Consider the following 22,064-nt stretch of genomic DNA (forward strand, 5'->3'; position numbering starts at 1 on the left):
CGGGGCTTTTTTATTGGACGAGGACCGATTGCTGGCAGCGCGCATCGGTGACGCGGATATCGGCTTCGCCGATCTTGATGCCGAGCATCATCAGCGTGTTGTAGAGCAGCTCGTCGAGCGGCTTGGTCAACCCGGTCAGGGTCTGTGCCACGGCCGCGGTCACCGCTTTGGGTGTGCCGAGCGTCAGGGTCAGCAGCTGCACCTCGATATCGGTGTTGCCGAGCAGGCTCTGAACCGTTGAGGTCAGGCTATCCTTCGTCGAAATGTTCTTGACCGTCTTTGCCGCGATGTCGGCGGGCTGGAAGGTCAGCTTGCTCTTGTCGAGGTTGGTGACATTGACGTCGGCCATGGCGCTTGCTTTCAGAAGTCCGAAGACATCGAGAAGCGTGGCGCGATTGACGCGTGGCTTGCTGCCGAAATTCGCGAATGCCGTCGTATCGACATCGCCGAGCGCGATCTCGGCAACACCAGGCACGGCTTCGACGCCGACGCTAGTATTCTTGGCGCCGCCGCCAAGGCAGGTGATGTTCGAAAGCCTCGCTTCCGCATAGGCCACCTCGACATAGAGCGGTACGCGGAGTTTCAGGCCGCCGAGCAAGCCGAGACCCGGCACGCTGGTTTCGATCGCCAGACGGATTTGCGGGGTGCGGACGGCGGAACCTGCAGAGCCCACAGCTGTCGCCGCATAGCCGACCGGCCGCTCGCCGACGGCGACGCTGAGCTTGACGTTCAGCAGACCGGGAACGGTGCTGTTGACGTTGGCAGCTACCTGCTTCTTCTGGTTGGCGGCCAGCGCGGTTGCCGAGATCAGCTCCATCGCGGTGGCATCGACCTGCAGATGCGAACCGCTGCCGATGGCGCGTTCGCCGGTGGAGCCGAGATTGAGGATATCTTCAAGCTTTACTTTGAGCTGGGTGGAGCCGAGGCCCTTCTCCAGCGCCGTGATCGTCTTGTTGACCGCAGCCGGGAGACCGGGCGTCTTGCCGAGCGTGTTCAACAGACGCGGATAGGAGACATCGGTCGCCAGCAACTCGTCATAGGTCGCGGCGTTGACATTGAGATTGGTCGCCAGGAGATCGAGATAGGAGAGCAGGTTGATGTCGGTCGAAGCAAGGCCTTCGTAATCGACCGCTTTCAGCGAGACAGTGGTGCCGAGGAGGGCGCTGAGCAGGGCGTTCAGCACGCCATCATTGACGCTTGCCAGACGCGAGCCGACGGAAAAGGCTGCGACTTTTGCTGCCGAGGCGGTGCCGGTGGCACTCAGCGTCGGGGCACTGGCGAAGATATTGGCGAAGGCCAATTCACCCTTCTGCGATACTGCAACTTTTACGGCATCGTAGGGCTGCTTTCCGGATACGAAGCGCTGATCGGGGGCAACGGTCTCGTCGGCGAGATAGGCGCCCAGCGAATAGCTGACGACAGCCTGGAATTGTGACGTATCCGAGCCCTTCGGGAGCGATCCCTTGCCGGTCAGGTAACCGTTCTCGGTAAGCACCGCCACGTTGATCCCGTTCTCTGTGAAATTGGCAAGAATTTGGTCAGCGGCACGGTTGATGTCCGACGCGGCGGCGATGGCGCCTATATCGCTCATCTGCTGCAGCCGGCGCTGCTGCAGCGTCAGCATGCCGTAGTCGACCCCGAGGCCAAGGGAGTAGATGATGAGGGGCGCGCAGAGAGCGGCACTGATGGCAATGTTGCCGCGCTTGTCACGGCAAAGCCTGAAGGCATTCAATGTCATTCAGATGCCTCCCATCCGGATCGTCGCGAAGCGCTTGATGGTATGGTCCGGAAGCGGAAAAGTGTATAAATTCCATATGGGTAGATTGGCGGAATCATATTCCGTCGTCACCGTGAACTGGTTGACGTTGCCGGGATCTGTGGTCACGGTAACGTGGATCTTGTCCTTCTGCAGCAAAGGATGATTGATCGTCGAAGCGGTGATGAAATTGTCGACCAGCGTTTCGCGCTCCTTGGCGGAAATGCCGGCGACAGCCGTGCGGGCGGCGTCGGCGGTGATCTGCTGGACGGAATGGGCGGCGGTCAGGTAGATCGCGTAGGCGATCAGCGTCAACATCACGAGCAGGAACAGCGGAGCGATGATCGCAAATTCAATCGCGGCGGCTCCCTTGTCGTTCGAACGGAAACGGCGAAACACTGTCATACTGCGCCTCATGCGAGCTTTGTAAGCTGTGTTCTGTATAGGCCTGAAACTATTAATTTTGGATTAGCTAATAAAAGTAATGCGTGTGTTTTGCTGCGGCAAGATGACCTATTTCGGGAAGGCCTTCCTGCTTTTCCATGCAACTCCCGATGGCTTTCGGCCGGAGAGGGCCTGACTCGACCAGTGCGGGGCGGTCTTTCAAACCATCAAAAACACTGAGCTTTTCCATCAACAGATTGGATTTGACCCCTTCGCCGTCTGCCGTCAGTTTCAGCAGGAGTTCAAATGGAGACGGCGGCAATGAGCGGAGACTATGCTGGAGGATGCGCCTGTGGCGCCGTGCGGTTTCGGGGCACTGGCAAGCCGGGGCCTGTCGTTGCCTGCCATTGCTCGCAGTGCCGGCGGCAGACGGGGTTGTATTTTACCTCAACCGACGTCCCGCTTGAGGGGCTTGTCATTGACGGCCGGGAGGCTTTGCACTGGTATCAGTCGAGCGATGCGGCAGAGCGCGGGTTCTGCCGCAATTGCGGATCGGGCTTGTTCTGGCAGCGCACCGGCGCCGACACGGTCTCGATCCTTGCCGGTGCCTTCGATCAGCCGAGCGGGCTGTCCATCGGCTACCATATCTACTGCGCCGACAAGGCCGATTTCTACGAGATCAACGACGGCCTGCCGCAATATCCCGAAAGTGCCTAGATGCGTTTGGCGTCGAGCGCGGCACTGAGCCTTGCGACGTCCTCGCGCAAAGAGGTCAGCTCGGTCAGCACGCGCATGTCGATCTTCTGGTGCAGCGCCAGCACTTCCAGCTCGGCCTTCAGGTTCACCTCATAATCCTTGGCTGCCTCCAGCCGGTCACGCTCGGCCTGGCGGTTCTGCGACATCATGATGATCGGTGCCTGGATCGCGGCGAGCATCGAGAGGATGAGATTGAGGAAGACGAAGGGGTAGGGGTCGAAGGCGCCGGTCGCCAGGATGATGGTGTTGATGACAGTCCAGATCACCAGGAAGGCCAGAAAGGTCAGGATGAAGGACCAGGAGCCGCCGACGCGGGCGATGCCATCGGCAATGCGCTGACCGAAGGACGACTCGGCCGAAAGGACGGCATTGACGTTGGTGGAGATGATCTTCCGTTCATGCGCCTTCTGCAGCACGCGCTTCTCGATGTCGCCGAGTTCGTCGGCACTCTTGCCGAAATGCGTGTGGATGAAATTGGGGAGGTTATACATGCGAGGCTCCGATGCTGTATCGCGTCGGAGCCAGTATTCCCGCTGATGGCCTGAATGCAATGCGAATTAGTGTCTTAGCTGCTCAGTAGCTGGCTTCGTTGACCATCACATGCTGCGGGAAGAAGCGGTCGAGCGTCTGCGCCTTGCCGAACATGACGTCGTGCTGCAGGTAGCGGTAATCGCGCACCAAGGGATCGAGCTTCTTCGGATCGAGCACCCAGTCCGGCGTCACCTCGTTCTTGCGGGTTGCCAGCTGGTAGCGGTCGATGATGTCGTATTTCTTCTGCACCCGGCCGAGGAAGCCGGTGTAGTAGGGATGCTCGAAGCCGGCGAACTTCAGAAGATTGTAGGAGATCAGCGACGGGCTGATGGTGCCGACATCCTGCTTGACGCCCTTCTTGTTCGACCAGATCACCAGCGGCGTCTCGTGCTGCTGCTTCATGACATCGAGCGGCGCCTTGCGGGTGGCGACCTGGTCCGGCATGTAACCGGCGCTCATATAGACATTACCGAGCGGAGGCAGGTGGTCGCCCCAGAGCACGATGATCGTCTCGCGGTCGCGGTGCGAGGCCCAGTCCATCAGCATCTTCAGGCTGTCGTCGGCTTCCTTGACGCCCTGCGTATAGGTTGCGAGCGTTGCGCGGTCGGCTTCCGGAATGTCGCCCTGGATATCGATCGAGTTATGGGCGTAGCGGTTGGCCTCGTACGGGCCATGTCCCTGCAGCGTGACAGCGAAGAAAAAGAACGGCTTATCCAGTCCGTCGCCCTCGCGCATGATTTCCTTCATCAGCGAGTCGTCGGAGGCAAAGATGCCGCGCTTTTCCATCGGCGGCAGGGTTTCCTCGGTGCGGAACTCCTCGAAGCCGAAATCCTTGTAGACCTCGTTGCGGTTCCAGAACCAGCCGCTGAAGGGATGGAGCGCGCGCGCCGTGTAGCCTTCGCCGCGGAAGAAGGTCGCGAGCGAGGGGACGTCGCGGCGGATATATTGCTGATAGGGAATGCTGCCATAGGGCAGGAAGGCATTGGAGAACCCCGTCAGCGCCTCGAACTCGACATTGGCGGTCATGCCGCCGAATTCGGGCGAGAAGACATAGCCGGACTGGGAGGCGCGGATCGTCGGCATCGGGTCGGCGCTGAAATTCAGCTTCTTCAGCCGCGTCGGATCCCAGAAGGATTCGCTCATCAGCATGATGACATCGGGTTTTTCACGCGGACCGGCGAGATAGCCGTAATTGCGGGCCGGGATCGCGTCGAGCGCCTCGGCGTTGAGGCCGGCAGGGGCGGCGACATCGGCCATCGGCACATTGAAGATGAAGGCGAGGATGAAGCCGTTGCTGCGATAATTTTCCTTCTGGTCCCACATCATCGGCACGACCTGCAGGCGGTCGCGGATGTAGGAATATTGCGAATAATCCATCAGCGAACCGAAGGCGGCGATCACCGGCAGGCCGAGGCAGAGGCGGCGAAGACGCGCCTGGTTCGACAGCTTCGGAAAGGTGCGCCAGGCATAACGCCAGCCGAACACCATGCCGGCGGCGAGCAGCACTAGGCCGACAACGATGGCGATTGCCGTGAACGGCCGGTCGCGCACCATCACCGGCAGCAACTCCATGATCTGCCGGCCGAAGAGGATATCCGAGGGATAGAAGGGATCGGACAGGTAATGCTGCTTCTGATTGGAGACGAACGCGGGGATCAAGACAAGCGGAACGAGGATCAGCGCCGAGAGATAGCGGCGGCCGAAGGCGGCATCGAGCGTCAGCATCAGGATGGTCAGCATGACGACGGTGGTCATACCGGGGCGGGCCGTCGAGGTCAGGAAATCGCCGACATCGGCAAGCGTGCTGCGGGCGATCCATTCGACGGCGATGACGCTGAGCAGTGCCATCGAAAAGGTGAATGCGATGCTGAGGGCGGCTCGGGCGGCGGGAGAGCGGACATTCGCGCCGAGACCAGCAGAAAGCAGCGCCATTCTTCTGGCCTGCGCGGACTTCATGACCAACGCGATCAAGGGCGGACTCCAATGTCATTCCCGCCGTCATCCCGGCGTCATAAAACCTTCACCGAACTGTCACATGCCCGCCATGAACGCTAGATGAACCGTTAATGTTTCCTTGCTTTTCCCGAAGATTTGAATTTTCGTCTGAGCAGACCCGGCGGCTTTTCATGGCAGGACACGTTGCGGGGCGAACGCGCGCGCGCTAAATAGATGACATGACACAGGAAAACGCTCCCTTGAACACGCTCCGGATTGCCGTCGGCCAGCTCAACCCAACGGTTGGCGATGTTGCTGGAAATCTTGCCAAAGCCCGCGAGGCACGCGCCGATGCGGCCCGTCAGGGCGCGGATCTGCTGCTTTTGACCGAGCTGTTCATTTCCGGCTATCCGCCCGAGGATCTGGTGCTGAAACCGGCATTCCTGAAGGCCTGCCTCAAGGCCATCGAGGACCTCGCAGCCGATACCGCGGATGGCGGACCGGGTCTGATTGTCGGCTTCCCGCGGCAGGGCGAGACCGGGCGGCACAATTCCGTCGCGGTGCTCGATGGCGGCAAGATCCTGGTGTTCCGGGACAAGATCGATCTGCCGAATTACGGCGAATTCGACGAGAAGCGTGTGTTCAGCGAAGGCTCGATGCCGGGACCGGTGAATTTCCGTGGTGTCAGGATCGGCGTGCCGATCTGCGAGGAGATCTGGAACGATCTCGGCGTCTGCGAGACGCTGGCCGAAAGCGGCGCCGAAATCCTGCTGGTGCCGAACGGCTCGCCCTATTATCGCGGCAAGGTGGATGTGCGCCATCAGGTGGCGCTGCGTCAGGTGATCGAAACGGGCCTGCCGCTGATCTTCGCCAACCAGCTCGGCGGCCAGGACGAACTGGTCTTCGACGGCGCGAGCTTTGCCTTCAACGGCGACAAGTCGCTGGCCTTCCAGATGAGCCAGTTCGAGCCGGCGCTTGCCGTGACCACTTGGAAGCGCGGCGACAACGGCTGGCGTTGCAGCGAAGGACCGATGTCGCATATTCCGGAGAAAGAGGAGGCCGATTACCGGGCCTGCCTGCTCGGCTTCCGCGACTACGTCAACAAGAACGGCTTCAAGAATGTCGTGCTTGGGCTCTCCGGCGGCATCGACTCGGCGATCTGCGCGGCAATTGCCGTCGATGCGCTGGGCGAGGAGCGGGTCCGCACCGTCATGCTGCCCTACCGCTACACGTCCGAGGATTCGCTGAACGATGCCGCCGAATGCGCCAAGGCGCTCGGCTGCCGCTACGACATCGTGCCGATCGAGGCGCCGGTGACCGGCTTTACCTCGGCGCTCTCCGATCTCTTCGAAGGCACCGATAGCGGCATCACCGAAGAAAACCTGCAGAGCCGCGCCCGCGGCACGATCCTGATGGCGATCTCCAACAAGTTCGGCTCGATGGTCGTCACCACCGGCAACAAGTCGGAAATGTCGGTCGGCTATGCGACGCTCTACGGTGATATGAACGGCGGCTTCAATCCGATCAAGGACCTCTACAAGATGCAGGTCTATGCGATCTCGCGCTGGCGCAATGCGCATGTGCCGCCGGATGCGCTTGGCCCATCAGGCGTGGTGATCCCACAAAACATCATCGACAAGGCGCCCTCTGCCGAACTGCGGCCTGATCAGACCGACCAGGATTCGCTGCCGCCTTATCCGGTTCTCGACGACATTCTCGAATGCCTCGTCGAGAAGGAAATGGGCGTCGATGAGATCGTCGCGCGCGGCCACGATGTCGCGACGGTGCACCGGATCGAGCATCTGCTCTATCTCGCCGAATACAAGCGCCGCCAGTCGGCGCCAGGCGTGAAGATCACCAAGAAGAATTTCGGCCGCGACCGCCGCTATCCGATCACCAACCGTTTTAGGGATCGGTAGGGGTATTATCATTTGCAGTTTGTCTAGATTGAGAGGGGACGAGCATGGCATTGCGCACAATTGCCTTGGATGAGCTCGATGGTTTTCAATTGGACGAAGCAAACCGGCTTTATTGGCGGGGCGAGACGGTCGTTCTTGAGCGCCGGTTGAAGCTCGAAACATATCAGATTGTTCTCGCTACATTGGCTACGGTCGGCGCTGTCGCATCTGGAATTCATCCTTTCCTAGTGAGTTGGCATCTTCTGAACTGAGGATTTCGTGTCCTTGAACCTCAGCTCGCTTTTGAAGCGATGCGCCTTTATCGAAACGCAGATGCATGGCACAAACCGCATGCAAATCAGAATGAAGCGGAACGGCTAAGCGCCGGGCCGCAGCAAATGCGGGAGGCATGCATGCGCAGTTCGGTCGAGATCTACAATATCCGCACCGGTCGGAGCCGGGTCGTGTTCCAGACGGAGCAGCTGATCGAGGCGCCGAATTTTTCGCCCGATGGCCGCTACCTACTGCTGAACGGTGATGGCCTTCTCTATCGCTTGTCACCGGACGGTGAGGGCGGTCTGCAGCAGGTCGATACCGGCTTTGCCACGGCCTGCAACAACGATCACGGCATTTCGCCCGACGGAAGGCAGTATGTGATCTCCGACAAGACCGAGCATGGCAAATCCTGCATCTATACCCTGCCGTCGGAAGGCGGCGCGCCGAAACAGATCACCGAAAACCTGCCGTCCTACTGGCATGGCTGGTCGCCTGACGGAAAGGAACTCGCCTATTGCGGCATTCGCGGCGATCTCTTCGATATCTACACGATTTCCGTCGATGGCGGCGCCGAGCGGCGGCTGACGCATGGCGAGGGGCGCAATGACGGGCCTGACTATTCCTTCGACGGGCAGTGGATCTATTTCAATTCCAGCCGCACCGGGCTGATGCAGATCTGGCGCATTCATCCCGATGGGACCGGTTTGGAGCAGGTCACGCACGACAATTACGGCAACTGGTTTGCCCATCCGGCGCCTACCAACGACAAGGTGCTGCTGCTTTCCTACGATCCTGACGTCTTCGATCATCCGCGCGACCTGCATGTGCGCCTGCGATTGATGGATATGGACGGCGGCAATCTGACGACGCTCTTCGAGCTGTTCGGCGGGCAGGGCACGATCAATGTTCCCTGCTGGTCACCTGATGGTGACGAGTTTGCCTATGTCCGGTATTTCCCGGCTACTTGAAGCTTCTCGTAAAAGCGGGCAAGAGGCATGGGTCAGGTGCCCGCTTGCCGCGGGAGAATCGGGAATCCGGTGCAAGCCCGGAACGTGCCCAACGCTGTAAGGCCGACGCCTGCCGCATCATGCCACTGGTTGACACCGGGAAGGCTGCGGTGGGCGGATGACGCCAAGTCAGAAGACCGGCCTGGCATCATAGACTGATCCCGCGCGGACGGCGGGGCGGTTGCGTTGTTGGGGATTTGACGATGCGGCCCATGAACAAGGATGCGCTTGAAGGCGCGTCCGCCTTTTCCGCTGACGAGCGCGACGCCGTCTACCGGGCGATCATGACCAGGCGCGATGTGCGCGACCAGTTTCTGCCTGATCCTGTACCATCCGACGTGCTGATGCGGCTACTCGGAGCCGCGCACCACGCGCCCTCGGTTGGCTTCATGCAGCCCTGGAATTTTATCGTTGTCGAAGATGCAGGTGTGCGTCAGCGCGTGTGGAACGCCTTCGACAGGGCGAACCGCGAGGCGGCCGGGATGTTCGATGGTGAGCGGCAGGCGACATACCGGTCGCTGAAGCTCGAGGGTATCCTCAAGGCGCCGCTCGGCATCTGCATCACCTGCGATCCGTCACGCAGCGGTGACGTCGTGCTGGGGCGCACGCATAATCCGCGGATGGATAGCTATTCAACCGTCTGTGCGGTGCAGAACCTCTGGCTCGCGGCACGGGCCGAAGGCATTGGCGTCGGCTGGGTCAGCATTTTCCATGAGAGCGAGCTCAAGGACATTCTCGGCGTGCCCGCGCATATCGAGATCGTCGCCTGGCTATGCGTCGGCTATGTCGATACGCTCTATAGCGAGCCCGAGCTGGCCGTTAAAGGCTGGCGGCAGCGGCTTTCGCTCGACGATTTGATCTTCCGCGATGGCTGGGGCCGCCGCTAATTCTGTTGTTGCTGCTGCGGCTGCGGCCCAGATGTCGCCGGGTTCTTCAGGTCGATACTGCCCTGGTCGCCCGCGAGAAATTGCGGGCCGATCTGGCGTACCTTGCTGTTGCCGGGGTCGTAGGGGCGGTCCGGTACCTGTGCCTGCGGCGCAGCCGGTGTGGGGGCTGCAGTTGCCGGCGGCTTGGTCGTGATCGTCGTGATCGAGCCCTTTGGCGGCGGCGCGCTGACCGTCTGGTTCTTGCGCATCTGCTCGTAATAGGCGGTCAGATTGCAGCTGCAGGAGGATTTCTCACCGGGCGCCCGGTTCTTGTAGGCGAAGGCGTTCGGCATGGCGCTGTAGCGCGCGCCGGTCGCGGCCGAGATCATGTTGGCCGCGTCGGTGTTGGAGACGTCCTGATAGAACAGCTCCGTCTCGATGCCGGGGCACATTTTCGAGCAAGTGGAGGCGTCGCGGCTGAAATCGATCGAGGTCGCATTGGTGCTGATCGGGAAGAAGCCGCCGTCGCAGCTTCGCACGCACATGGTGCTGACATGCGACATCATCTCGCCGCGGGGCACGCCATATTGGGTGTTGCCTTCCTCGCCGTTGCCGAGCGGAATGAAGGTATCGCCGCGCATCGCCTGTTCTTCGGTACTTGGCGCCGGGACATAGGCGCGCTCGTCCGGCTGATAGCCCGGATCGTCGTTGCAGCCGTTATCGTCGAGGGCCGCCATCAGTTCGCGGCGTTCGTTGACGTCGCTGCCGCCGGCCTCCCGCAGTTGGTTGCGGCGCTCCTGGAGGTAGTGGATGTTGTCGATCATCCGCGATTCCGATTCCTGCAGATCGCCGCAGTAGCGGTCGTTCTCGCCGCCGATGACGACCATGCTGTCGACGCTGCAGCCGTTGCTGCGCAGGTCGTTGCGCAGCTTGCGGAGCTCGAGGTTCTGTTCGGCTATGGCGCTTGCATATTGGCGGATCTCCGGGCCGTTGCCGATCACCTGCGGCAGGTCGGCAAGGCGTCCGCGCAGATCTTCGCAGATCGCGCTGGTCTGCGCCGCCGCGGGCGCGGCAGCAGCGAGAAAGAGAGCAAGGGTCAGGCTTCGGCGTTTCACGGTATCATCCCGCAGCATAATAAACCGGAAGCGGCAGAGCATTTGCCGCATCCGTTCTGTCTAGCTGCCTTCCGTTAACAAGCTAACGAAGGAATTCTAACGCATTTTTCCGATCGACGGCAAATCACGCCGGCTGCTGGGCCTCGACGACGGCAAGCGCCGCCATATTGACCACACCGCGCGACGTCACCGACGGCGCCAGAATATGGGCCGGGAGCGCGGTGCCGAGCAGGATGGGGCCGACATGCAGGCCGTCGGTCATCGACTTGACGACGCCGAGCGTGATGTTGGCCGCATCGAGGTTCGGGAAGACCAGCAGGTTGGCTTCACCGTGCAGCGTGGTGGACGGCATGACGCGCTTGCGGATTTCGTCGGCGATTGCGCTCTCACCATGCATTTCGCCATCGACTTCGAGATCAGGGGCGGCATCACGGATCAGCTGCAGGGCACCGCGCATCTTCGTGGCGCTTTCGCTTTCGCGCGAGCCGAAGTTGGAATGCGAGACGAGGGCGGCGCGCGGCGTGATGCCGAAGCGCTTGATTTCCTCGGCAGCCAGAACGGCTGATTCAGCCACTTCCTCGGCGCTCGGATTGAACGTCACGTAGGTGTCGGTGAAGAAGGTGGCGCCACGCTGCGAGATCAGCAGGCTGAGCGCTGAAAAATCGCGGACATCCTTGCGCTTGCCGATGATCTGGCGAACGTCGCGCAGGTGCTTCTCGTAACGGCCTTCGAGGCCGCAGATCAGCGCGTCTGCTTCGCCGCGGCGCAGCGCCAGCGCCCCGATGACGGTGGTGTTGGTACGCACGATCGTGCGGGCCGCTTCCGGGATAACGCCCCGGCGGCCGACGAGCGACAGATAGAGATCGACATATTCGCGGAAGCGCGGATCGTCTTCCGGGTTGATGACGGCGAAGTCGGAAAGCGGGCGGATGCGCAGGCCATAGCGCTGCAGGCGGGTTTCGATGACCTGCGGACGGCCGATCAGGATCGGTTCGGCAATGCCTTCTTCGATGAGAACCTGAGCGGCGCGGAGCACGCGTTCGTCTTCACCTTCGGAGAAGATCACCCGCTTCTTTTCGGCAGCCTTGGCGGCCGTGAAGATCGGCTTCATGATGAAGCCGGAGCGGAAGACGAAGCGGTTCAGCTGGTCGAGATAGGCGTCGAAATCGGTGATCGGACGGCGTGCGACGCCGCTCTCGGCCGCTGCCTTGGCGACGGCAGGCGCGATGCGCAGGATCAGGCGCGGATCGAACGGCGAGGGGATCAGATAGTTCGGTCCGAAGATCGGCGTTTCACCGGAATAGGCGCGGGCGGCGACATCGGACGGCTCTTCGCGGGCGAGGCCGGCGATGGCGCGGACGGCTGCCATTTTCATCGCTTCGTTGATCTCCTCGGCGCCGCAATCCAGCGCGCCGCGGAAGATGAAGGGGAAGCAGAGAACGTTGTTGACCTGGTTCGGGAAGTCCGAGCGTCCGGTGCAGATCATCGCGTCCGGCCGGGCGGCACGGGCGAGTTCCGGCATGATCTCCGGCGTCGGGTTGGCGAGCGCCATGATCAGCGGCTTTTCGGCCATCTGCTCGAGCAGTTCCGGCTTCAGCACGCCGGCAGCAGAGAGGCCGAGGAACACATCGGCGCCGCCGATGTTTTCGGCGAGCGTGCGGGTATCGCTCTTCTGCGCGTAGACGGCTTTCCATTGGTCCATCAGCACGTTGCGGTCCTCGTAGACGAGGCCTTCGATGTCGTGGACCCAGATGTTCTCGCGCTTGGCGCCGAGTTCGACGAGCAGATTGAGACAGGCGAGCGCCGCAGCGCCGGCGCCAGACGTGACGATCTTGACGTTGCTGATCGACTTGCCGGCCAGTTCCAGGCCGTTGAGGATGGCGGCGGCGACGATGATCGCGGTGCCGTGCTGGTCATCATGGAAGACGGGAATGCGCATCTTTGCGCGCAGCTGCTGTTCGATCTCGAAGCATTCCGGCGCCTTGATGTCTTCGAGGTTGATGCCGCCGAAGGTTGGCTCAAGCGAGGCGACTGTCGAGACCATTTGCTCGACGGTCGAGGCATCGACCTCGATATCGAAGACGTCGATATTGGCGAATTTCTTGAAGAGAACGGCCTTGCCTTCCATCACCGGCTTGGAGGCGAGAGGGCCGATATTGCCGAGGCCGAGAACGGCGGTTCCGTTGGAGATGACGGCGACCAGATTGGCGCGCGAGGTGTAGTCGGCGGCCGTCTCCGGATCGTCGCGGATCGCGAGACACGGCGCGGCGACGCCAGGCGAATAGGCGAGCGCCAGATCGCGCTGGTTGCCGAGCGGCTTGGTCGCCTGAATTTCGAGTTTGCCGGGGCGGGGATAGCGGTGGAAGAACAGCGCCTGTTCGTCAAGAGTTCCACCTGTCAGGTTCTTCTCCGTCTTGGATTTGTCCTGATTATCCATTGCCTTCTCCAATACCGCAGTCATGTCGTTTGAAGCCTTCTCCATACAACAATCGGTGCGGCGGGACAGCGGGAATTTGAGGTTGAAAGCGGAAAACTCTTATGCCCGGAGGATGCGTCAAACAACCGCGCTGTCATCTTCCTGAAACACGAGTCTGATTTTGGAAGGCCAGATGAACGATGGGGCACGGGCAGGATGCCTGTGATGGATTACATGGATACGCGACACTTCCGTACGCTCTTCATTTCCGATGTGCATCTCGGTTCCAAGGCTGCCAAGGCCGACTTCCTGATCGACTTTCTGCGCCACCACGAGGCAGACACGATCGTCCTCGTGGGCGATATCGTCGATGGCTGGCGCTTGAAGCGCAGCTGGTACTGGCCGCAGGTCTGCAACGACGTCATCCAGAAACTGCTGCGCCAGGCGCGCAAGGGTACGCGCGTTGTCTACATTCCCGGCAATCACGACGAATTCCTCCGCGACTTCCCGGGCATGCATTTCGGCGGCATCGAAGTGGCCGAGCGGATGATGCACGAGGGCGCCGACGGGAAGAAGTATCTGGTGCTGCATGGCGACGAATTCGACGTCGTCGTCCGCAATGCCCGCCTGCTCGCCTATCTCGGCGACTGGGCCTATGACATGGCGATCCGCATCAATATCGTTCTGGCCGCCATCCGTCGCCGCATGGGCATGCCCTACTGGTCGTTCTCGGCCTGGGCCAAGCTGCAGGTCAAGCATGCAGTCAACTTCATCGGCGAGTTCCAGCGCGTCGTCGCCGACGAGGCCCGCAAGTGTGGCGCCGACGGCGTCATCTGCGGCCATATCCACCATGCCGTCATCGAGGAGATGGACGGTGTGCGTTACATCAATACCGGCGACTGGGTCGAGAGCTGCACGGCGATTGCCGAGCATGAGGACGGCACTTTCGAACTTATCACCTGGAATGCGATCGCCAGCAGCGAGCCGGTGACTTTGAAGCTGACGCACCAGCCCGAGCGCGCGCCGCAGGCCGCCTGATTTTCAACCCGCCATATTGCAAGACATTTAGCCGTTGCCTCCGGGCAACGGCCCTATCTATTTTTTAAAACGTTTCAAATGGGCTATTTCTCGCCATAGTCGCCCCTAGGTTGATGTGTTAGGCAGCGCACAGTTTCCTGCAGGTCCACCATGATTCCCGCCCAGAATGCCTCTGTCGATGAGGGGGCTCCGCCGCGTTTCCGGCTGCTCAGCGCCCTGTCTTACTGCGCCCCGCTGATCGTCAACGGTGTCGCGCTTCCATTCTTCCCTGTCTGGCTTGCTGTTCACAAATTCACCGATCACGAGATCGGCGTCATCCTTGCCGTGCCGATGGTCGTACGCGTCCTCGTGGCACCTGTCGTAGCGATGTATGCCGACCGGATGAAGGAGCGCGCCGATGTGCTCCTATGGTCTGGCGGGCTGTCGCTGCTGACGGCGATCGCGCTTTACTGGACGACGAGCTTCTGGCCGGTGTTGATCGTCTACAGCGTCCAGGGCGCCACCTTTGCGCCCTACGTGCCGATCGTCGAATCGATCGTCATTTCAGGCGTCCGGCGCTGGGGGCTGGATTACGGTTCGATGCGCGTTTGGGGATCGATCGCTTTCATCGTCTCGACGATGATCGGCGGCGAGATGATCGGCCTGTGGGGCGGCGATATGGTGCTGCCGGTCATGATCTTCGGCTTTGCGATGACCATGGCGATGGCGATCTACTGTCCGCGTATCGGCCCGACGCGGCGGCGCAATACGCCTGTCGATCTGCAGCAGGCAACAGGCAGCTCGCTGCGTCAGCCGCATCTGCTGGTGCTGCTCTGGGGCGTGGCGATCCAGCAGTCCAGCCACGCGCTGCTCTATGCCTTCGCATCGATCTATTGGCATCAGCTCGGCTTCACCGGCACGCAGGTCGGTATTCTCTGGAGCGCCGGCGTGGCCTCCGAGGTTCTGGTGTTCTTCGTCTCGAAGCATCTCAGCCGCCGCTTCAATGCCTGGACGCTGATCCGCTTCGGCTGCGCCATGTGCATCTGCCGCTGGATCCTGTTCCCGATGCACTGGGACTTTGCCGGATTCTTCTTCCTGCAATGTTTCCATTCCTGCACCTATGCCTTCGTGCATACGGGGGTGCAGCGGCGGATCGTGGCTTCGGTACAGGCGACGCAGGAATCCTCGGCGCAGGGCGCCTATTTCTTCTACAACGGCATGTTCCTGGGCCTGATGACGCTCGCTTCAGGCTATCTGTATGCTTGGCTCGGCCTCGCCAGCTACTACGTCATGGCGCTGGTCGCGGCCATCGGCATGGCGCTGGTGTTCGTCGCCTATTACCTTCAGCCCCAGAGCTCTTTGTCCGGCGGGAAGACGAGGGAAGCTTCGTAGTGCAGGCCGGGCTCACGATCCCTGGCGAGCAGCAAGGGTCCGTCGAGATCGACGAATTCGGCGTCCTGCGCCAGCAGCACCGCCGGCGCCATGGCGAGCGATGTGCCGACCATGCAGCCGAGCATGATCTGGAAGCCCAGCCGCTGCGCCTCGCGCTTCATCGCCAAGGCTTCCGTCAGGCCGCCTGTCTTGTCGAGCTTGATGTTGATCGCATCGTAACGGTCGCGGAGGCTGGCAAGATCGCCGGTGTGATGGACGCTCTCGTCGGCGCAGACGATGACAGGCCGCTTGATCACCGCGAGCATCTCGTCCTTGCCCGCCGGTAGCGGCTGTTCGACGAGTGCGATGTTCATTTCGGCGGAGATCCGTAGGTGGTGCTCCAGCGCCGCTTCGGACCAGCCCTCGTTGGCATCGAGAATGATAGCCGAGCTGGGGGCAGCGGCGCGAACGGCGCGGATACGGCTTTCGTCGTCGCCGGTGCCGACCTTGACTTTCAGCAGCGTGCGTCCGGCATGTTCCCGTGCCTGTGCCGCCATCACCTCGGGCTCGCCGAGCGATATCGTATACGCGGTCGTCAGCGGCTTTGCCGCCGCAAGGCCGATGTTGGCCGCGACGGTGGCACCGGTCAGCTTGGCCTCCAGATCCCAAAGGGCGCAATCGACGGCGTTGCGGGCAGCACCGGGCGCCATCGCCGACTGCAGGTCATCTCTTGAAATACCGGCCTCGATCAACGGCCGTGCCGCTTCGATCTGTGCCTCGACACTTTCCATCGTCTCGCCGTAGCGTCGATAGGGCACGCATTCGCCCCAACCGATTCTGCCATTTTCCCTCAGCGTGACGCAGATCACCTCCGCGGAGGTCTTTGCGCCGCGCGAGATGGTGAAAGTACCCGCAATCGGGAACGAATTCATTTGGATTTCGAGGGACCGTGGCATATTTGCAATCCTGAACGCATGGAAATTCTGCGGGGCTTGAGTATATTAACCCGCCGGGTGCGAGAGATGTTCGCGAGTCGGCAATGTCGCTGCAAGCCCTGAAAGACACAAGCATTTTGAAGCCCGAGCCCAGCAAAGCCGCCTCACTCCACGTGGACGACCAAGCCAATGGCTCCGGACGGCTGGTGCATCTCGAAGGCAATTGGCGCAGCGCCAACATCCACACCGTTCTCAAGGATTTCGAAGCGCTGTCGCGCGGCGACGGCGATCTGACGCTCGATCTTTCCGGTGTCACCGATATCGATACTGCCGGTGTCTGGCTGCTGGTGCGGCTGAAGCTCGAAGAGGAAGCCGCTGGCCGCCAGGTGCATTTCGAGGGCACCAATCAGCACATCGACGAGATGATCGAGGAATTCTCGCAGCGGCCGGAAAAACAGGAATCCGAACCCGCGAAGAAGCGCTCACTCGCCGAGAGGATTTTTGCGCCAGTCGGCAAGATGGCCTACGATTTGTGGGATAATTTTGCGGCAGCGATGTATATTCTCGGCTCCGCGGTGCGCGGCGCGCAGATGAAGTTCGGCCGCGGCAGCGGTGTTTCGCCGGCCTCGATCGTCAACCAGATCGATCATATGGGCGTTCGCGCAGTGCCGATCATCCTGCTGATGTCGTTCCTGATCGGTGCGATCATTGCGCAGCAGGGCGCCTTCCAGCTTCGCTATTTCGGTGCCGAGGTTTTCGTCGTCGATCTCGTCGGCATTCTGCAGCTTCGCGAAATCGGCGTGCTCCTGACGGCAATCATGATTGCCGGCCGCTCGGGCAGCGCGATCACCGCCGAAATCGGCTCGATGAAGATGCGCGAAGAGGTCGATGCGCTGAAGGTCATGGGCCTCAACCCGGTCGGCGTGCTGATCTTTCCACGTCTCGTGGCGCTGACCGTTGCGCTGCCGCTGCTGACCGTGCTTGCCAATTTCGCATCGCTGCTGGGGGCTGCGACCGTTGCTTGGGCCTATTCCGGTATCACCTTCGCAACCTTCACGTCGCGCCTCCACGAGGCTGTGACGCTGTCCACCGTGCTTGCCGGGATGATCAAGGCGCCGTTCATGGCGCTGGTTATCGGCATTGTCGCCGCCGTCGAAGGGCTTAAGGTCGGCGGTAGTGCCGAATCGCTGGGCCAGCATGTGACGGCTGCGGTCGTTAAGGCGATTTTCGTTGTCATCCTCATGGACGGGCTTTTCGCCATCTTCTATGCGGCCATCAATTTCTAGGGTTTGAGCGTGAACGAGCAACAGACGGAAACGGGCGGAGAAAAGGAGCGGGACATCGTGCTTTCGGCACGCGATGTGACGGTCGGCTTCGGCTCGAAGATCGTGCTCGACAAGCTGAACCTCGATATCTACCGCGGCGAGATCCTCGGCTTCGTGGGCGCTTCCGGTACCGGCAAGTCGGTGCTGATGCGCACGATCCTGCGTCTTTTGCCGCGCCGTTCGGGCTCGATCGAGATCCTCGGGCAGAATTTCGACGAACTGAACGAGAGCGAGCGCAACTCGCTCGACATGCGCCTCGGCGTTCTCTTCCAGCAGGGTGCGCTGTTCTCGTCGCTGACGGTCAAGGAGAACATCCAGGTTCCGATGCGCGAATATCTGGATCTGCCGAAGTCATTGATGGACGAACTGGCGCATCTGAAGATCAAGCTGGTGGGACTGGCTGCCGACGCGGCCGACAAGTACCCGTCCGAACTGTCTGGCGGGATGATCAAGCGCGCGGCGCTCGCCCGTGCGCTGGCTCTCGATCCGGATCTCGTCTTCCTGGATGAGCCGACATCGGGTCTCGATCCGATCGGTGCCGCCGAATTCGACGATCTCATTGCCAGGCTGCGCGATACGCTGGGGCTCACCGTCTACATGGTGACCCACGATCTCGACAGCCTGTTTTCCGTCTGCGACCGTATTGCCGTGCTTGGAAAGAAGCGGGTAATGGTGGAAGGGACGATCGACGATATGCTGGCCTACGATGATCCGTGGGTTCAGTCCTATTTCAAGGGCAAGCGTGCACGCTCGATCGTGCCGCAGGAAGAGACTGCCGGCGCCTCGCGCGCGGGCAGTCACGACAGCCGCGGGAAGTGACCGGAGACGATGGAAACCAAAGCGAACTATACGATTGTCGGCATCTTCACCGTTCTGGTGATCGCAGCGGCGTTCGGCTTCGTCTACTGGATGGCGGAATATGGCCGCAGCGGCCCGATGGCCGAGCTTGTCGTGCGTATTCCCGGATCGGCCAACGGCCTCAGCGTCGGTTCGCCGGTGCGCTTCAACGGCATTCAGGTGGGATCGGTGAAGTCGTTGTCGATCGATGCCGACGATCCGCAATATTCGCTGGCCTTCACCGAGGTGCGCGTCGATGCGCCGATCTACCCGTCGACCAAGGCGATCCTTGAAATTCAGGGTCTGACCGGTGCTGCCTATATCGAGATGTCTGGCGGCAAGGTGGGCGAAGAGAACATTCTCCAGAAGTCGATCGATTCAGGCAAGCGGGCGGTGATCGTCGCCGACCAGTCGAGCGTGACCAACCTGCTCGCCACTGCCGACAAGATTCTCGACCGCGCCAATGACGCCGTCGGCCAGGTTCAGGGCTTCGTGCAGGATGCGCGCGGGCCGCTGACCAAGACGCTGCAGAATGCCGAGACCTTCTCCGATGCGCTTGCCAAGAATTCCGGCAATATCGACAGCTTCCTGCAGAGTGTGGGTCAGCTTTCCGAGACCGTTCGCAACGTTTCCGGCAAGGTGGATTCGACACTGGCTGCCGTCGAGGCGCTGGTGAAGGCCGTCGATGCCAAGAAGATAGATACGATCCTCGCCAATGCCGAGAAGGTCAGCAAGGACATCGCCGACGCATCCGGTGGTCTGAAGGGCGCGATCGACAAGTTCGACCAGACTGCGACGACCTTCAACGATGTCGGCAAGAAGGCGCAGTCGGCACTTGATCGGGTCGATACGCTGGTGGCGCAGATCGATCCGCAGAAGCTGAAGGGCTCGGTCGACGATATCTCGCAGGCGACCAAGGATGCACGCGTTGCCGTCGCGTCGATCCGCGATGTGGCCAATACCGTCTCGTCGCATCAGAAGGACATCAACCAGACGATCCAGGACGTATCGCAGATGGCGAACAAGCTGAACTCGGCTTCGACGCGCGTCGACGGCATCCTGATCAAGCTCGACGCGCTGCTCGGAACCGACAATTCGCAGTCGCTGTTTGCCGAAGCGCGCGACACGCTGGAATCCTTTAAGAAGGTTGCCGACAACTTGAATGCCCGTATCGGGCCGATCGCCGACAATCTGCAGAAGTTCTCGAGCGGCGGGCTGCGGGACGTGCAGTCGCTGGTCAACGATACGCGCAACACGGTGCAGAACCTCAACGACGCGATCAGCAATTTCGACAGAAACCCGCAGCGCCTGATCTTCGGTGGCGATACGGTCAAACAGACCGACGGCCGCTCGCGCCGTTGATTTCGATATGAGAAAAGCAGGGGAAGCATAATATGGCCGTATCGCATCTGTTGGCGCGCCGTTCATTGCTGGCGAGAGCAGCCTTCACGCTGCCGCTGGTGGCGCTGACCCTTGCCGGTTGCGGCACGGGCGCCAAGAACGACACCTACGATCTGTCTGCGGCCGTCGGCAGCGGTGCAGGTCCGGCCGCCAAGCGCAGCCAGATCCTGGTGCCGGAGCCAACGGCGCTGGCAGCGCTGAACAGCGAGCAGATCGTCGTTCGCGTCTCGCCCTCCGAAATCCAGTATCTGGCCCGCTCGCAATGGAGCGACAAGCTGCCCCGCATGGTGCAGTCGAAGCTGGTCGAGGCCTATGAAAACTCCGGCAAGTTCGGTGGCGTCGGCAAGCCCGGCCAGGGTCTGGCGATCGACTATCAGGTCGTGACCGATATTCGCGCCTTTGAGATCGACAGCAGCAAGGGAAGCCAGGCCGTGGTGGAGATCTCCGCGAAGATCCTGAACGATCGCAACGGCACGGTGCGCGCCCAGAAGGTATTCCGAGCTGCTGCTCCGGCTGGAGGTGCAGTCGAGGGCATGATTAAGTCGCTCGACCGGTCCTTCTCGACAGTAACAACCGAGATCGTCGACTGGACGCTGCAGTCGATCTGATACCGGAGACCGGCGGGCGAGCGAGAAAAATCACATGCCGGTGTCGGAACATGAAGTGCCGGGACGTCCTTTGCTAAGGAGATATCAAGGAGACAGACAATGACCGGCCTCGTCCTCACCACCTTCGACTGGGTTCCCGATCTGCCGCGCGGCTATGTGCGCGATATCCGCGTGCGCTGGGCGCTGGAGGAGGCGGGATTGCCTTACCGTGTCGCGGGCATACCCTTTGCAAAGCGCGATGCGCAGCATTTCGCGCATCAGCCGTTCGGCCAGGTGCCGTGGCTGACCGATGATGATCTCTCGATCTTCGAAAGTGGCGCGATCCTGCTGCATCTCGGTAGCAAGAGCGAAGCGTTAATGCCAGATGACGCGAAGGGCCGCAGTGAGGCGCTGGAGTGGCTGTTTGCAGCGCTCAACTCCGTCGAGGCGGCAAGCCTGCCCTGGACGATCATGATCTTCTCCGGGCAGGATGGCGATACGCCGGCCTGGAAAAGCCTGGATTCCTTCCTGAAGGCCAGACTGAAGCATATGGAGCCAGTGCTTGCCGCGCGCGAATGGCTGGCCGGGCAGTTTTCCGTCGCCGATATCCTGATGGCGGATGTGCTGCGCCTCGTCGACCGTTTCGACGGGCTGTCGGACTTTCCGGCTTGCCGCACCTATGTCAAGCGCGCGACGGCGCGGCCGGCTTTTGCGAAGGCCCATGCGGACCAGATGGCGCATTTCGCGGCTGCCGATATCAGGCAGCCGGCGTAGACGCGATCAGTTGGCAGGGACGGCGGTGGCTGCCGCCGGATCGGCCGAGGCTGTCGCCGCGGCGGGAGCGCCGATCAATGCAGCGTCCAGCATGGCGGCCATCTTGTCGTCGCGGATCGCTGCGGTCTTTTCGCCCATGACAACGCCGACGACGTGGCGGCCGTCCTTGTTGACCGAGGTCACGACGTTATAGCCGGATGCATCCGTATAGCCGGTCTTGATGCCATCGGCGCCCTGATAGCGATACATGACATTGTTGTGGCCGCGCAGCTTCATGCCGCGAAACTGGAAGCCGCGCATCGAGAACATCTTGAACTCTTCCGGATAGTCGCGGATCAGCGCGGCGCCGAGCGTCGCCATGTCGCGCGCCGTCGTCATCTGTTCCGGATCGGGCAGGCCGGACGGGTTCTTGAAGGTCGTATTGGTCATGCCGAGCTGATGGGCCTTGGCGGTCATCAGCTTGCCGAAGGCATCTTCCGAACCGCCGAGCTGTTCGGCGATCGCCACCGCCGCATCATTCGCGGAGAGAACGATGATGCCCTCGACGGCTTCGCGGACCGTGACCTTGCGGCCGGCGCCGACGGCGAGCTTGAACGGCTCCTTGCTCTCGGCATTCTCGGACATCGTGAGCTTCTGATCCCAGCCGAGGCGGCCGGCATGCATGGCTTCGAATGCCAGGTAGAGTGTCATCATCTTGGTCAGCGACGCCGGGTAGTTCAGCTCGTCCTGATTGGCACTTGCCAGCACCTGGCCCGTCTGCGCGTCGATCAGGAAACTCGCCTGTCCGGCCGAGGATGTGGAGGAGAGGCCGAGGAACAGGGAAGCGGAGAACGCTGCGGAGAGAAGCAGCGGCATGGTCTTTGGCATCGAATGTGGT

General features: G+C 61.3%; 20 protein-coding genes and 1 riboswitch. Of the genes, 12 read left to right on the plus strand and 8 right to left on the minus strand.

Annotated elements, in window-relative coordinates; all coding sequences use genetic code 11:
* Nucleotides 1-10: 10 nt before the first annotated feature.
* Together AB4Z25_RS03290 and AB4Z25_RS03295 are read right to left on the minus strand one after the other, a co-directional pair.
* Complete coding sequence (locus tag AB4Z25_RS03290) at nt 11-1,738, minus strand: pilus assembly protein TadG-related protein (protein ID WP_112539275.1); 1,728 nt, start codon at nt 1,736-1,738, stop codon at nt 11-13.
* Nucleotides 1,739-2,161, minus strand: a complete 423-nt coding sequence (locus AB4Z25_RS03295; RefSeq protein ID WP_112387206.1) for a TadE/TadG family type IV pilus assembly protein — start codon at nt 2,159-2,161, stop codon at nt 1,739-1,741.
* A 300-nt stretch (nt 2,162-2,461) separates the two neighbouring features.
* On the opposite strand from AB4Z25_RS03295, the gene AB4Z25_RS03300 reads away from it, so the two are divergent.
* Complete coding sequence (locus tag AB4Z25_RS03300) at nt 2,462-2,857, plus strand: GFA family protein (protein WP_112539398.1); 396 nt, start codon at nt 2,462-2,464, stop codon at nt 2,855-2,857.
* Here AB4Z25_RS03300 and AB4Z25_RS03305 read toward each other — a convergent pair.
* Both AB4Z25_RS03305 and AB4Z25_RS03310 read right to left on the minus strand, forming a co-directional pair.
* On the minus strand, nt 2,854-3,387 hold the full coding sequence (locus tag AB4Z25_RS03305) for a DUF1003 domain-containing protein (RefSeq protein WP_112387207.1): 534 nt from the start codon (nt 3,385-3,387) through the stop codon (nt 2,854-2,856). The two genes, AB4Z25_RS03300 and AB4Z25_RS03305, sit on opposite strands and share 4 nt — an antisense overlap.
* Before the next feature lie 82 nt (nt 3,388-3,469).
* Complete coding sequence (locus tag AB4Z25_RS03310) at nt 3,470-5,359, minus strand: LTA synthase family protein (protein WP_442207857.1); 1,890 nt, start codon at nt 5,357-5,359, stop codon at nt 3,470-3,472.
* Between the two features lie 242 nt (nt 5,360-5,601).
* Here AB4Z25_RS03310 and AB4Z25_RS03315 point away from each other — a divergent pair, with 242 nt between their 5' ends.
* The 4 genes from AB4Z25_RS03315 (at nt 5,602) to bluB (ending at nt 9,430) form a co-directional block, all read left to right on the plus strand.
* Complete coding sequence (locus AB4Z25_RS03315; RefSeq protein WP_112539273.1) at nt 5,602-7,281, plus strand: NAD+ synthase; 1,680 nt, start codon at nt 5,602-5,604, stop codon at nt 7,279-7,281.
* 44 nt (nt 7,282-7,325) lie between these two features.
* Nucleotides 7,326-7,532, plus strand: a complete 207-nt coding sequence (locus AB4Z25_RS03320) for a hypothetical protein (RefSeq protein ID WP_112539272.1) — start codon at nt 7,326-7,328, stop codon at nt 7,530-7,532.
* Nucleotides 7,533-7,673: 141 nt separating this feature from the next.
* Entirely contained in the window at nt 7,674-8,504 is an 831-nt protein-coding gene (locus tag AB4Z25_RS03325; RefSeq protein ID WP_112539271.1) for a TolB family protein, read from the plus strand.
* A gap of 18 nt (nt 8,505-8,522) precedes the next feature.
* Nucleotides 8,523-8,703: riboswitch (cobalamin riboswitch) on the plus strand.
* A 43-nt stretch (nt 8,704-8,746) separates the two neighbouring features.
* Nucleotides 8,747-9,430, plus strand: a complete 684-nt coding sequence (gene bluB, locus AB4Z25_RS03330; RefSeq protein WP_442207858.1) for a 5,6-dimethylbenzimidazole synthase — start codon at nt 8,747-8,749, stop codon at nt 9,428-9,430.
* Here the strand turns inward: bluB and AB4Z25_RS03335 are convergent.
* Entirely contained in the window at nt 9,427-10,524 is a 1,098-nt protein-coding gene (locus AB4Z25_RS03335; RefSeq protein WP_112539396.1) for a DUF2865 domain-containing protein, read from the minus strand. The genes bluB and AB4Z25_RS03335 overlap by 4 nt on opposite strands.
* Nucleotides 10,525-10,648: 124 nt before the next feature.
* Nucleotides 10,649-12,961: an NADP-dependent malic enzyme gene (locus tag AB4Z25_RS03340; protein WP_112539269.1), complete on the minus strand. Its 2,313-nt coding sequence runs from the start codon at nt 12,959-12,961 to the stop codon at nt 10,649-10,651.
* Between the two features lie 213 nt (nt 12,962-13,174).
* Between AB4Z25_RS03340 and AB4Z25_RS03345 the strand changes: the two genes are divergently transcribed.
* Both AB4Z25_RS03345 and AB4Z25_RS03350 read left to right on the plus strand, forming a co-directional pair.
* Nucleotides 13,175-13,978 (plus strand): UDP-2,3-diacylglucosamine diphosphatase, encoded by an 804-nt coding sequence (locus AB4Z25_RS03345; protein ID WP_112387475.1) that lies wholly within the window; start codon nt 13,175-13,177, stop codon nt 13,976-13,978.
* A gap of 150 nt (nt 13,979-14,128) precedes the next feature.
* Nucleotides 14,129-15,349 (plus strand): MFS transporter, encoded by a 1,221-nt coding sequence (locus AB4Z25_RS03350; RefSeq protein ID WP_112539268.1) that lies wholly within the window; start codon nt 14,129-14,131, stop codon nt 15,347-15,349.
* Here the strand turns inward: AB4Z25_RS03350 and dgcA are convergent.
* Nucleotides 15,301-16,284 (minus strand): N-acetyl-D-Glu racemase DgcA, encoded by a 984-nt coding sequence (gene dgcA, locus AB4Z25_RS03355; RefSeq protein ID WP_112539267.1) that lies wholly within the window; start codon nt 16,282-16,284, stop codon nt 15,301-15,303. The two genes, AB4Z25_RS03350 and dgcA, sit on opposite strands and share 49 nt — an antisense overlap.
* A gap of 83 nt (nt 16,285-16,367) precedes the next feature.
* Between dgcA and AB4Z25_RS03360 the strand changes: the two genes are divergently transcribed.
* The 5 genes from AB4Z25_RS03360 to AB4Z25_RS03380 all read left to right on the plus strand — a co-directional run bounded on the left by AB4Z25_RS03360 (nt 16,368) and on the right by AB4Z25_RS03380 (nt 21,187).
* Entirely contained in the window at nt 16,368-17,549 is a 1,182-nt protein-coding gene (locus AB4Z25_RS03360) for an MlaE family lipid ABC transporter permease subunit (protein WP_112539266.1), read from the plus strand.
* Nucleotides 17,550-17,558: 9 nt separating this feature from the next.
* Nucleotides 17,559-18,407 (plus strand): ABC transporter ATP-binding protein, encoded by an 849-nt coding sequence (locus AB4Z25_RS03365; protein WP_112387477.1) that lies wholly within the window; start codon nt 17,559-17,561, stop codon nt 18,405-18,407.
* A gap of 9 nt (nt 18,408-18,416) precedes the next feature.
* A complete protein-coding gene (locus tag AB4Z25_RS03370; protein ID WP_112387216.1) occupies nt 18,417-19,787 on the plus strand; it encodes an MlaD family protein in 1,371 nt (456 codons plus the stop codon).
* A gap of 32 nt (nt 19,788-19,819) precedes the next feature.
* Nucleotides 19,820-20,434 (plus strand): ABC-type transport auxiliary lipoprotein family protein, encoded by a 615-nt coding sequence (locus AB4Z25_RS03375; protein WP_112539265.1) that lies wholly within the window; start codon nt 19,820-19,822, stop codon nt 20,432-20,434.
* Between the two features lie 99 nt (nt 20,435-20,533).
* Nucleotides 20,534-21,187, plus strand: coding sequence for a glutathione S-transferase family protein (locus AB4Z25_RS03380; protein WP_112539264.1), 654 nt, complete (start codon nt 20,534-20,536; stop codon nt 21,185-21,187).
* Between the two features lie 6 nt (nt 21,188-21,193).
* Here the strand turns inward: AB4Z25_RS03380 and AB4Z25_RS03385 are convergent, their stop codons facing one another.
* The gene (locus AB4Z25_RS03385) at nt 21,194-22,054 is read right to left on the minus strand and encodes a D-alanyl-D-alanine carboxypeptidase family protein (protein WP_112539263.1); all 861 of its coding nucleotides are present in this window, start codon (nt 22,052-22,054) and stop codon (nt 21,194-21,196) included.
* Between the last annotated feature and the right edge of the window lie 10 nt (nt 22,055-22,064).

Source organism: Rhizobium sp. RAF36 (genome assembly GCF_052114105.1).
In the GTDB taxonomy this organism is placed as follows: Bacteria; Pseudomonadota; Alphaproteobacteria; order Rhizobiales; family Rhizobiaceae; genus Rhizobium.